At 71.3% G+C, this 11,566-nt stretch carries 9 protein-coding genes; 7 read left to right on the top strand and 2 right to left on the bottom strand.

Going from position 1 to position 11,566, the window contains the following annotated elements:
* Nucleotides 1-23: 23 nt before the first annotated feature.
* Both ACZ6R6_RS15505 and ACZ6R6_RS15500 read right to left on the bottom strand, forming a co-directional pair.
* Nucleotides 24-1,622 (bottom strand): glycoside hydrolase family 10-like protein, encoded by a 1,599-nt coding sequence (locus ACZ6R6_RS15505; protein WP_470093748.1) that lies wholly within the window; start codon nucleotides 1,620-1,622, stop codon nucleotides 24-26.
* Nucleotides 1,623-1,751: 129 nt separating this feature from the next.
* Nucleotides 1,752-3,884, bottom strand: a complete 2,133-nt coding sequence (locus ACZ6R6_RS15500; RefSeq protein WP_470093746.1) for an elongation factor G-like protein EF-G2 — start codon at nucleotides 3,882-3,884, stop codon at nucleotides 1,752-1,754.
* Between the two features lie 196 nt (nucleotides 3,885-4,080).
* On the opposite strand from ACZ6R6_RS15500, the gene pgsA reads away from it, so the two are divergent.
* The 7 genes from pgsA (at nucleotide 4,081) to ACZ6R6_RS15465 (ending at nucleotide 11,513) form a co-directional block, all read left to right on the top strand.
* Complete coding sequence (pgsA, locus tag ACZ6R6_RS15495) at nucleotides 4,081-4,698, top strand: phosphatidylinositol phosphate synthase (RefSeq protein ID WP_470093744.1); 618 nt, start codon at nucleotides 4,081-4,083, stop codon at nucleotides 4,696-4,698.
* Nucleotides 4,699-4,709: 11 nt separating this feature from the next.
* Entirely contained in the window at nucleotides 4,710-5,624 is a 915-nt protein-coding gene (locus ACZ6R6_RS15490; RefSeq protein WP_470093742.1) for a phosphatidylinositol mannoside acyltransferase, read from the top strand.
* A gap of 146 nt (nucleotides 5,625-5,770) precedes the next feature.
* Nucleotides 5,771-6,898: a glycosyltransferase family 4 protein gene (locus ACZ6R6_RS15485; protein ID WP_470093740.1), complete on the top strand. Its 1,128-nt coding sequence runs from the start codon at nucleotides 5,771-5,773 to the stop codon at nucleotides 6,896-6,898.
* Nucleotides 6,895-7,434, top strand: coding sequence for a LemA family protein (locus ACZ6R6_RS15480; RefSeq protein WP_306868689.1), 540 nt, complete (start codon nucleotides 6,895-6,897; stop codon nucleotides 7,432-7,434). The genes ACZ6R6_RS15485 and ACZ6R6_RS15480 overlap by 4 nt, the downstream gene beginning before the upstream one ends.
* Nucleotides 7,435-7,553: 119 nt before the next feature.
* Nucleotides 7,554-8,567: a DUF3048 domain-containing protein gene (locus ACZ6R6_RS15475; protein ID WP_470093738.1), complete on the top strand. Its 1,014-nt coding sequence runs from the start codon at nucleotides 7,554-7,556 to the stop codon at nucleotides 8,565-8,567.
* 212 nt (nucleotides 8,568-8,779) lie between these two features.
* Entirely contained in the window at nucleotides 8,780-9,694 is a 915-nt protein-coding gene (gene pdxS / locus ACZ6R6_RS15470) for a pyridoxal 5'-phosphate synthase lyase subunit PdxS (protein ID WP_470093736.1), read from the top strand.
* A gap of 127 nt (nucleotides 9,695-9,821) precedes the next feature.
* Entirely contained in the window at nucleotides 9,822-11,513 is a 1,692-nt protein-coding gene (locus tag ACZ6R6_RS15465) for an alkaline phosphatase D family protein (RefSeq protein ID WP_470093734.1), read from the top strand.
* Nucleotides 11,514-11,566 lie beyond the last annotated feature (53 nt).

Genomic DNA, 11,566 nt, shown 5'->3' with positions numbered 1-11,566 from the left:
CCGGGGCCCGGCGCCGGCTCACCTCAGGGGGCGGCCTTGACCGGCGCGCTCTCGTTGTGCAGGCGGTCGAGGGAGGTGACGAGGTAGGCGCCGCCGCCCGCGGCGGCGAAGGTCTGGCGCTCGCCGCCCGCCGCGGGCACGACCGCCACCAGGTTGCGGGCGTCGGCGGTGGCGCACTCGCCGACCTTGCCGGAGGGGATCTGGTAGACCGCGTAGGAGCGGGCCCCGGCGGAGGACTTCCAGCTGAGCTCGGTGCCCTGGAGCCTCACCTCGGCGGGCTGGGCGGGGGCCTGGCCGCCGAGGTCCTTCATCAGGGGCAGCAGCGCCGGGTGGGAGTAGTGGCTCTTGACGATCCGGTCCAGCACGCCCAGCGGGTTGGTCAGCAGTTGCTTGGCGTTGAAGTAGACATCGCCCTCGACCTGCTTGTGCTTGCGGTTCTGGGTGAGGTGGGAGGGCAGCTCGCCGGGGTCGGTCCAGGCGGGGGTGTCGGTGCTGCCCACCCGGTAGAGGGCCTGGCCGATGTAGAGCTGCACGCCGGTGCCCTTGACCTCCTTGGCCCACCACGGCATCAGCACGTCGTAGTCGGCGGCCTTGAACCCGCGCGGCCAGTAGAGCTGCGGCGCCACGTAGTCGACGGTGCCCTTGCGGATCCAGTGCCGGGCGTCGGCGTAGATGGCGTCGTAGGCGGACATGCCGCCGGTGGCCGAGCCGGTGGGGTCCTCGGACTTGTTGCGCCAGATCCCGAACGGGCTGATGCCGAACTTCACGTACTGCTTGGTCTCGTGCACGGCCTTGTCGACCTGGGCGATCAGCTTGTTGACGTTGCCGCGCCGCCAGTCGGCCAGGCTCTCGCCCTTGCCGTACTTGCGGTGGGCGGCGCCGTCGGCGAACTGCGCGCTCCCGGCCGGGTAGGGGTAGAAGTAGTCGTCGAAGTGGACCCCGTCGACGTCGTAGCGCTGGACGACGTCCTTGACGACCGCGGTGACGTGGTCGCGGACCGCGGGCAGGCCCGGGTTGTAGTAGACCAGGCCCGCGTGCTTGACGATCCAGTCGGGGTGGACGCGGGCCGGGTGGCTGGCCGGGAGCTTGTTCACCTCGCCGTCGTAGGAGGCGCGGTAGGGGTTGAACCAGGCGTGGAACTCCAGCCCGCGCTTGTGGGCCTCGGCGACCAGGAAGGGCAGCGGGTCCCAGCCGGGGTCCTTGCCGGCCCGCCCGGTCAGATACTGCGACCAGGGCTCCAGCGCCGACTTGTAGACGGCGTCGGAGGCCGGGCGGACCTGGACGAACACCGCGTTGAGCCGGCGCTTGACCGCGCTGTCGAGGATCCTGACGTATTCGGCCTGCTGCTTGGCGACGGACAGGCCGGTCCGCGAGGGCCAGTCGATGTTCTTGACCGTGGCGATCCAGACGCCGCGCAGCTGCCGCTTGGGATAGTCCGCCCTGGGCTTGCAGGAGGCGGGCGCGGTGGTCGCGGCCCGGTCGGCGGGCGCGGCGGTCGCGGCGGGCACGCGCTTGTGGGCCGTGGGCTTGGTCACCGCGGCGTCCGGGCCGAAGGCGTAGGCGGCGCCGGTGGTGGCGACGGCGAGGACGGCGGCGGCGAGCAAAGGGCGTCCGGTTCGCATGGTTCCTCAGTGTGGCATCGGGACCGTGGTGCTTCGGCCGGAAAAAAGAAATCGTTTCGTGACGTCACCGTTACTTGGGTAACTTTTTGGGAGGCGTGATCCGGACGGTTCACGCCTCCCGACGGACGATCAACCGGCGACCTTGTCCACCAGATGGGGCGGGAGCGGTTCATAACGCAGGAAGGTGCGCTGGAAGGTCCCCGTGCCGTGTGACATCGATCTCAGGTCGATGGCGTAGCGGGTGATCTCCAGCTCGGGCACCTCGGCCCGGACGAGGGTGCGGCCGACGCCGACCTGCTCGGTGCCCAGGACCCGGCCCCGGCGCGACGACAGGTCGGACATCACCGCGCCGACGTGGTCGTCGGAGACCAGCACGGCCACCTCGTCGACCGGCTCCAGCAGCAGGGTCGGCACCTTCGCCGCGGCCTCCTTCAGCGCGAGCGCCCCGGCGATCTGGAAGGCCATGTCGGAGGAGTCGACCGAGTGGGCCTTGCCGTCGTACAGCGTCACCCGCACGTCCACCATGGGGTATCCGGCCACCACGCCGCGCTGCATCTGGGTGCGCACGCCCTTCTCCACCGAGGGGATGAACTGGCGCGGCACCACACCGCCGACGATCTTGTCCACGAACTCGAAGCCTCCGCCCGAGGGCAGCGGCTCGACCTCCAGGTGGCAGATGGCGTACTGCCCGTGGCCGCCGGTCTGCTTGACGTTGCGTCCCAGGGCCTGGCAGCGGCCGCCGAAGGTCTCCCGGAGCGGGACCCGCAGGTCGACCTTCTCCACCTCGACGCCGTGCCGCTTGCTCAGCCGGTCCAGCAGGACGTCGGCGTGGGCCTCGCCCATGCACCACAGCACGAGCTGCCGGGTCTCGGCGTTGTTCTCCAGCCGGAGCGTGGGGTCCTCGGCGACCAGCCGCTGCAGGGCCAGGCCCAGCTTGTCGTCGTCGGCCTTGGACCTGGCCTGGATCGCCACCGGCAGCAGCGGCTCGGGCATCGTCCAGGAGGTCATCAGCAGCGGCCGGTCCTTGTCGGAAAGGGTGTCGCCGGTCTCCGCGCGCGACAGCTTGGCCACCGCGACGATGTCGCCGGCCACGCATTTGGCGGTCGTGCGCTGGAGCTTGCCCAGGGGGGAGGACAGCGCGCCGATGCGCTCGTCCACGTCGTGGTCCTCGTGACCGCGGTCGGCCATCCCGTGCCCCGAGACGTGCACGGTCATGTCGGGGCGCAGCGTCCCGGAGAACACCCGCACCAGGCTGATCCGGCCCACGTAGGGGTCGCTGGTGGTCTTGACCACCTCGGCCACGAGCGGTCCGTCGGGGTCGCAGGTGATGCCGGTGACCGGTTCGCCGTCGATCGAGGTGATCTCCGGCAGCGGGTGCTCCAGAGGAGAGGGGAATCCCTGGGTGATGAGTTCGAGGACCTCCGTCGCGCCCACCCCGGCCCCGGTGGCCAGCACCGGGTAGAAGCCGCCGCGCGCGACCGCCTTCTCCAGGTCGTCGATGAGGACCTTGGTGTCGATGTCCTCCCCGGAGAGGTAACGGTCCATCAGGGACTCGTCCTCGCTCTCCTGGATGATCCCCTCGATCAGGGCGCCGCGGTACTGCTCGATCTGGTCCTGGTAGGAGGGCCCCGGGGCGTTCTCGCTGCGGGAGCCGGTGGCGTAGTTGTAGAACTTCTGGGTCAGCAGCCCGATCAGGCCGTTCATCCGGCCGTTGGTGACCACCGGGAGATACAGCGGGGCCACGCCCTCGCCGAAGAGGTCCTGGCAGGCGGCGAGGGCCTCCTCGAAGTCGGCTCTCTGGTGGTCGATCTTCGTGATCACGACCGCCCGCGGCATCCCGACGGTCGCGCACTCCTCCCACAGCATCCGGGTCAGGCCGTCCACGCCCTCGGACGCCGAGACCACGAACAGCGCCGCGTCGGCCGCGCGCAGCCCGGCGCGCAGGTCGCCGACGAAGTCGGCGTAGCCGGGGGTGTCGAGCAGGTTGATCTTGATGTCGTTGTGGACCAGCGGGGCCACGGTCAGGTTCACCGAGCGCTGCTGGCGCACCTCCACCTCGTCGAAGTCGCTGACGGTGCTGCCGTCCTCGACCCGGCCGGGCCGCTGGACGGTCCGGGTGGCGGCCAGGAGCGCCTCCACCAGAGTCGTCTTCCCCGCACCGGAATGGCCGACCAGCACGACGTTCCTCACCATGTCCGGCCGGTCGGCCGCAGGCGCCCTCCCCGCGGCTCCCGCTGCCCCGCCGGTTGCTTTCTCTGCCACGTCGCCTCCCGCGTCGTTGCCGGAGCGCGGCCAGGTGCGGCCACACCCTCGGGTCCGCTGCCGCGTCCATACACCGCAAGGACGCGGTCTGTTCACCAAATACCCATGTGGCGGATATCACAAGAGGTCCGGGCCGATCCGCCTGCGGGGCGTTGGATACGCGCCCACATGCCGTTTGGCCTACGATCGGAGCGCGATGCTGAAACTTCTGCGCCCCGCCGTCACCCGAGTTCTGACCCCCCTGGGCAGGGCGCTTGCCCGCCGGGGGATCAGCCCCAACGTGGTCACCACGGTCGGCACGCTCGGCACCGTCGCCGCGGCCCTCTTCTTCTACCCCCGAGGAGACTTGTTCCCCGGCACGCTTGTGATCACGTTTTTCGTGCTGGCCGACCTTCTCGACGGGGTGATGGCCAGGATGACGGGGCCCGGCAGCGTCTGGGGCGCCTTCCTCGACTCCACCCTCGACCGGGTGGGCGACGCCGGGATCTTCTCGGGGCTGGCGATCTGGCTCACGGTGAGCGGCCAGTGGGTGCTGGCGGGGGTGGCACTGTTCTGCCTGGTCACCGGGGCGCTGGTGTCCTATGTCAAGGCCAGGGCCGAGGGCCTGGGCATGACGTGCGACGTCGGCGTCGCCGAACGGCCCGAGCGCCTGGTCGTCGGGCTGGTCGCCACCGGCATCGCGGGTCTCGGCGTGCCCTACATCCTGGCGGCGGGGCTCTGGCTGCTCGCCGTCGCCAGCGCGGTCACCGTCGCCCAGCGCCTGCTGCACGTCCGCCGCCAGGCCGTCTCCGTCCCGCCCCAGACCCTCCGCTGATCGGGAGAGCGATGACCGACAAGCCGTCCCTGCAGGATCGTCTCGTCGCGGCCGGGTTCGGCGCCGGCTGGACGCTCGTGCCCCGCCTCCCCGAACGCCTCACCGCCTGGGCCTTCCGCGAGGCCGCCGACCGGCTGTGGAAGCGCCGCGGGACGTCGGTGCTCCGGCTGGAGGCCAACCTCGCCCGGGTCAAGGGCGCCTCGCCGGGCGATCCGGCGATCCGGGAGCTGAGCCGCGAGGGCATGCGCTCCTACTTCCGTTACTTCCACGAGGTGTTCCGGCTGCCCTCCATGTCCGCCGGGGAGATCCTCTCCCGCGTGCACGTCGTCGGCGACGGGCCGGTCTACGACAACCTCGCCAAGGGGCGCGGCGTGATCCTGGCCCTGCCGCACATGGGCAACTGGGACCACGCGGGCGCCTGGTTCGTCGCCAGGGGGCACCCGTTCACCACCGTCGCCGAGCGGCTCAGGCCCGAGTCGCTGTTCCACCGCTACACCGCCTTCCGCGAGGGGCTGGGCATGGAGGTGCTGCCGCTCACCGGCGGGGACGGCCACACCTTCGGCGTCCTGTCGCAGCGGCTGCGGGCCGGCCGGCCGATCGCGCTGCCCGCCGAGCGCGACCTGACCGCCAAGGGCGTCGAGGTGCAGTTCTTCGGCGCGGCCACGCGCATGCCCGCCGGGCCCGGCCTGCTGGCGGTGCACACCGGGGCCGCGCTGATCCCGGTGATCCCCTACTTCGAGGGGCGCGACTGGGGGCTGCACTTCCACGACGAGATCGCGGTCCCCGCCGAGGGCACCCGGAAGGAGAAGGCGGCCGCCGTAACGCAGGATCTGGCCACCGTCTTCGAGAAGGGCATCGCCGAGCGCCCCCAGGACTGGCACATGCTCCAGCGGCTCTGGCTCGAGGATCTGGAGCCGCGCGGATGAGGCACGGGCGGGCCCCGCAAGATATGCGCGATATGCGCGATATGCACGAAGAATGGTGAGGGGACGATGCGGCGCGACCGGGTCCGGCGCGGCGAGCGCGGCCGAGCACGCCCTCCGCGGAGCGGGCGAGGGGTGGTGAGGGAGCGATGAGGATCGGCATCGTATGTCCCTACATGTGGGACGTTCCGGGCGGCGTGCAGGTGCACATCCGCGATCTCGCCGAGGCTCTGATGGAGGACGGTCACCAGGTCCAGGTGATCGCGCCGGCCGGCGACGACGCGTCGCTGCCCTCATACGTGACCTCGGTGGGCCGCGCGGTCCCCGTCCCCTTCAACGGGTCGGTGGCCAGGATGTCGTTCGGGTTCCTGTCGGCCAACCGAGTACGCCGCTGGGTGCGGGAGGGCCGTTTCGACGTGCTCCACGTCCACGAGCCGTTCATCCCCTCGGTGGGGCTGCTGGCCTGCTGGGTGGCCAGGGGGCCGATCGTGGGCACCTTCCACGCCTCCTACGGACGCTCCCGGGCCTTCTCGGTCGCGTCCCCGGTGATCACGAGCGCGCTGGAGAAGATCACCGCCCGGATCGCCGTCTCCGACGCGGCCAGGAAGACCCTGGTGGAGTTCATCGGCGGTGACGCCGTGCTCATCCCCAACGGGGTGACGGTCGGCCGCTACAGCGAGGCCGAGCCGCTGCCCGGCTGGGACGCCGGGGAGGTGATCGGCTTCCTCGGCCGGATGGACGAGCCCCGCAAGGGCCTGCCGGTGCTGCTGGAGGCGTTCGGCCTGCTGGCGGCCGAGCGGCCCGAGCTGCGCCTGCTCATCGCCGGGCCCGGCGACGAGCAGGAGGTGCTGGGCCGGGTCCCGGCCCGCTTCCACGACCGGATCGGCCTGCTCGGCATGGTCAGCGAGGAGGACAAGGTCCGCGCCTACCACTCGGTGGACGTCTTCTGCGCGCCCAACCTGGGCGGGGAGAGCTTCGGCATCGTGCTCACCGAGGCGATGTCGGCCGGTGCCGCGATCCTGGCCAGCGACATCCCGGCCTTCCGCAAGGTTCTCGACGACGGCCAGGCCGGGGCGCTGTTCGAGACCGGCGACGCCGGCTCGCTCGCCCGCGAGGCCGCCGCGCTGCTCGACGACCCCGGACGCCGGGCCAAGCTGTCGCAGGAGGCCCGCGAGGCCGTCCGGAAATACGACTGGTCCACGGTCGCCCGCGACGTCCTGCGTGTCTACGAGACCGTGGCCAGCACGGCCGGGGTGGAGGAGGACGACGCGCCGTGACCGCGACGCTGATCCTGCTGGTGGGCGCGCTCGTGCTGCTCACCGCCGTCTACATCTCCTGGCGGGCGGGCCGGCTGGACCGGCTCCACATCCGGCTGGAGCTGGCCCGCGAGACCCTGGACGCCGCCCTGGTGCGGCGGACCGCCGTCTGTCTGGAGCTGGCGGCCTCCCGCGTCCTGGACCCGGCGACGAGCCTGGTGCTGGCCGCGGCGGCCCACGAGGCCCGTACGGCCGGGCCCGAGGAGCGCGAGCACGCCGAGAGCGACCTGTCGCGCACCCTGCGGGCGGTGGCCGACCAGGAGCGTTTCCGCGACCGGCTGGCCGCCACCCCGGCCGGCCCCGACCTGCTGGAGGAGCTCGGCGCCGCGGTGGCCAAGGTGCTCTACTCGCGCCGTTTCTACAACAACGCGGTCGGCGTGACCCGCACCGCCCAGCGCCGCTGGCTGGCCCGCACCCTGCGGCTGGCCGGGCACACGGAGTATCCGGACTTCTTCGAGATCGACGACGCGCCCCCGCAGTCCCTCGCCGCCGAATAGGGTGCGTAACGGGACCAGGTGTCCGGCAGGTGAATAGGGCGCACACAAAGTGGGGTATCCGGCAAGTCGGGCAGAGGTAAGCTCTTGGGCGTTTCAGGGCCGATTTGAGGAGATGAGCCGTGCGGGTGCCCCGGATGATCGCCGTCACGCTGGCGGGAGCGGCCGTTCTCGCGCCGGCCGCGGCCTGTTCCTCGGACGAGCCCGCTCCTGGGAAGAACGCGCAGGCGGCCACCGCTCCGCCCGAGACCGCGGCCCCCACCCCGGAGCCGACCCACCCCTTCACGGGCCTGCCCGGAGCGGCCCGCAGGGCGGTGCTCGCGGCGAAGATCGAGAACACCTCGGCCGGCAAGCCGCAGCTCGGGCTCAAGAGCGCCGACATCGTCTACGTCGAGCAGGTCGAGGCGGGGCTGACGCGTCTCATGGCGATCTTCTCCTCGAAGATCCCGCCCAAGATCGGTCCGGTCCGCAGCGCCCGGATCTCCGACATGCACATCGTGCCGCAGTTCGGCAAGCCGGCCTTCGCCTACTCGGGCGCGCAGACCAAGATGCTCCCCATCATCGCGCAGTCGTCGCTGTTCGACGTCTCCGACAGCAGGGCCCCGGGCGCCTACTTCCGCCAGCCCGGCCGCTACGCCCCCTACAACCTGTTCGCCGACACCAAGCGGCTGCTGGCCCAGGCGCCCAAGGCGAGCAGGGCCAAGGACGTCGGCTTCACCTTCGGCGACGCCCCCGAGGGGGGCGTGCCCAAGAAGGCGTTCAGCGTGAAATACCCGGCCGCCCGCTTCACCTTCGCCTGGTCGGAGCCGGCCGGCAAGTGGCTGATCTGGCAGGACGGCAAGAAGGACATGGCGGCCGAGGGCGGCCAGCTCGGCGCGCCCACGATCGTCGTGCAGTACACCAAGACCGAGCGCTCGGAGTTCCACGACAAGAACCAGAGCTACACGCCCCTGGTGCACAGCACCGGCAAGGGGAGCGCGATCGTGCTCCGCGACGGCCAGGCGTTCAAGGCCAGGTGGTCGCGTGAGACGGAGGAGGACGGCACCGTCTTCACCACCGAGGCGGGGGATCCGATGAACTTCGCGCCCGGCCAGGTGTGGGTCGTCCTGGCCGCCCGCCGGCCGGTCATCCCCTGATCTCCCGGCCGCGCCCCGGTCCGGCGGCCCTTCCGGCCGCCGCTTCTCCCTCCGGAACGTCCAGGGAGTCTGTCCAATAGCGGCAAGATGGTGGGTAAATGGGGACAAGATGGCGTGTAAGGGGAAGGTGGATCAGCACCTAACATGGAGGTGTGGTGGCCGCCCTCACGGGCGGCCCGTGATCCGCAACCAGCCGTCGTGAGGTAGAGACCGTGTCCAGCAGCACGCCCGAAGTCACCGAGACCGCCGTCACCGGAACCGCCCGGGTGAAGCGCGGCATGGCAGAGATGCTCAAGGGCGGCGTCATCATGGACGTCGTCAACGCCGAGCAGGCCAAGATCGCCGAGGACGCCGGTGCCGTCGCCGTCATGGCGCTCGAGCGGGTCCCCGCCGACATCCGCGCCCAGGGCGGCGTCTCCCGGATGAGCGACCCCGACATGATCGACGGCATCATCTCCGCCGTCTCGATCCCGGTCATGGCCAAGGCCCGCATCGGCCACTTCGTCGAGGCCCAGGTGCTCCAGTCGCTCGGCGTCGACTACGTCGACGAGTCCGAGGTGCTGACCCCCGCCGACTTCGCCAACCACATCGACAAGTGGCAGTTCACCGTGCCCTTCGTCTGTGGCGCGACCAACCTGGGCGAGGCGCTGCGCCGCATCACCGAGGGCGCGGCGATGATCCGCTCCAAGGGCGAGGCCGGCACCGGCGACGTCTCCAACGCCACCACCCACATGCGCAAGATCCGGGGCGAGCTCAAGCGGCTGTCCTCGCTGCCCGAGGACGAGCTGTTCGTGGCGGCCAAGGAGCTGCAGGCGCCGTACGAACTGGTGGCCGAGGTCGCCAAGACCGGCAAGCTGCCGGTCGTGCTCTTCACCGCCGGCGGCATCGCCACCCCGGCCGACGCGGCGATGATGATGCAGCTCGGCGCCGAGGGCGTGTTCGTCGGCTCGGGCATCTTCAAGTCCGGCAACCCGGCCCAGCGCGCCGCCGCGATCGTCAAGGCCACCACCTTCTACGACGACCCGGACGTCATCGCCAAGGTCTCCCGCGGCCTGGGCGAGGCCATGGTCGGCATCAACGTCGACGACATCCCGGCCCCGCACCGCCTGGCCGAGCGCGGCTGGTAGGAAATTTCAGAAAAGGCGGCATCCGTGAAGGATGCCGCCTTTTCTGTGTCCGGAAAAGTTCACTCCGCGGCCATGATCCTCCGCGAGGCTGGCGGGCGTACGCGCCCGATCCCCCTCGGAGGCCCCCATGTCCCGGCTCAGCCGACGTTCCTTCCTTGTCACCGGCATCGCGGCGGGAGCGGTGGCGAGCGTTCCCGCCGTGGCGAACGCCGACCCCGAACCCGCTCCGGAGGGCGCCGCGTCCCTGGCCTCCCGCGGCCTGCACGCCGACCCCTTCACCCTCGGCGTCGCCTCCGGGGACCCCGGCTCCGACGGCTTCGTCATCTGGACCCGGCTGGCGCCCCAGCCGCTCGCCGAGGACGGCCTGGGCGGCATGCCCGGCCGGCCCTTCCCGGTCCAGTGGCAGATCTACGGCGACGAGGCCGGCCGCCGCGTCCTGCGGCGGGGTGTGGCCCTGGCGGCCCCGGAGTGGGGCCACAGCGTCCACGTCGAGCTGGGCGGGCTCGCCTCCGACCGGGAATACTGGTACCGCTTCAAGGTGGGCCCCTACCTGTCGCCGATGGGCCGGGCGAGAACCGCTCCGCACCCGCTGTCCTACGGCTCCGGCCTGGCGATGGCCTTCGTCTCCTGCGCCCAGTACGAGCACGGCCACTTCACCGCCTACCGGCGCCTGGCCGAGGAGCACCCCGACCTGATCCTGCACCTGGGCGACTACCAGTACGAGTACCGGCGCGACACCTACACCATCCCCGGCGGCAACGTCCGCCACCACGAGGGGCCCGAGACCGAGAGCCTGGCCAACTACCGCCAGCGGCACGCCCAGTACAAGGCCGACCCGGACCTGCAGGCCGCGCACGCCGCCGCGTCCTGGCTGGTCGTCTGGGACGACCACGAGCTGGACAACAACTGGGCCGACGAGGTGCCGGAGAAGCCCGAGGTCCCGCAGCCGGACTTCCTCGCCCGGCGCGAGGCGGCCTTCCGGGCCTACTACGAGAACATGCCCCTGCGCCGCGAGTCGATCCCCCGGGGCGTCGACATGCAGCTCTACCGGCGGATCCGGTGGGGCAGGCTGGCCACCTTCCACATGCTCGACACCCGGCAGTACCGCAGCGACCAGGGCTGCGGCGACGGCTACAGCGACTGCCCGGCCGCCGTCGACCCCGCGCGCTCGATCACCGGCGACGCGCAGGAGCGCTGGCTGCTGGACGGCTTCCGCCAGTCGCGGGCGCAGTGGGACATCCTCGGCCAGCAGGTCTTCTTCGCCCAGCGCGACAACAACGCCGGGCCCGCCAAGATCACCAGCCAGGACGCCTGGGACGGCTACGTCGCCTCACGGCAGCGGGTCACCCGGGGATGGGTGGACGCCGGGGTGCGCAACCCCGTGGTGCTCACCGGCGACGTGCACGCCCACTGGGCCAGCGACCTCAAGCTCGACTACGACGACCCCACCACGCGCACGGTCGGCTCGGAGCTGGTCGCCTCCTCCATCACCACGGGCGGCGACGGCCGTGACTCCGACCCGAAGACCCATCCGTATCTGACCATCAACCCGCACCTGAAGTTCTACAACAACCAGCGCGGCTACGTGCTGACCCGGATCGGGCGCGAGCAGCTCACCGCGGACTTCAAGGTGCTGCCGCAGGTCACCCGTGCGGGCGCGGCGGCGCACACCAAGGCGACCTTCGTGATCGAGGACCGGGTCCCGGGAGTCCAGCAGACCTACCTGCGCCCGCTCGACCCCTCGGTCAGCAGGATGCCCGAGGTGCCGGCGACCGACCAGATCCAGGAGACCGTGGACTGGGAGACCAAGCGTCCCTGACCGTCCCGGGGCGGCGTCCGGAGAGGGCGCCGCCCCCTCTCCGGAATAATAGT

Source organism: Streptosporangium sp. NPDC048886 (assembly GCF_055586905.1).
This window is presented reverse-complemented; position numbering and strand designations above follow the sequence as displayed.

Bases quoted from the DNA above. Each gene is read 5' to 3' on its own strand.
- ACZ6R6_RS15485 (WP_470093740.1), top strand. From the start codon at position 5,771: ATGAGGATCGGCATCGTATGTCCCTACATGTGGGACGTTCCGGGCGGC.
- ACZ6R6_RS15490 (WP_470093742.1), top strand. From the start codon at position 4,710: ATGACCGACAAGCCGTCCCTGCAGGATCGTCTCGTCGCGGCCGGGTTC.
- ACZ6R6_RS15505 (WP_470093748.1), bottom strand. From the start codon at position 1,622: ATGCGAACCGGACGCCCTTTGCTCGCCGCCGCCGTCCTCGCCGTCGCC.
- ACZ6R6_RS15465 (WP_470093734.1), top strand. From the start codon at position 9,822: ATGTCCCGGCTCAGCCGACGTTCCTTCCTTGTCACCGGCATCGCGGCG.
- pgsA (WP_470093744.1), top strand. From the start codon at position 4,081: ATGCTGAAACTTCTGCGCCCCGCCGTCACCCGAGTTCTGACCCCCCTG.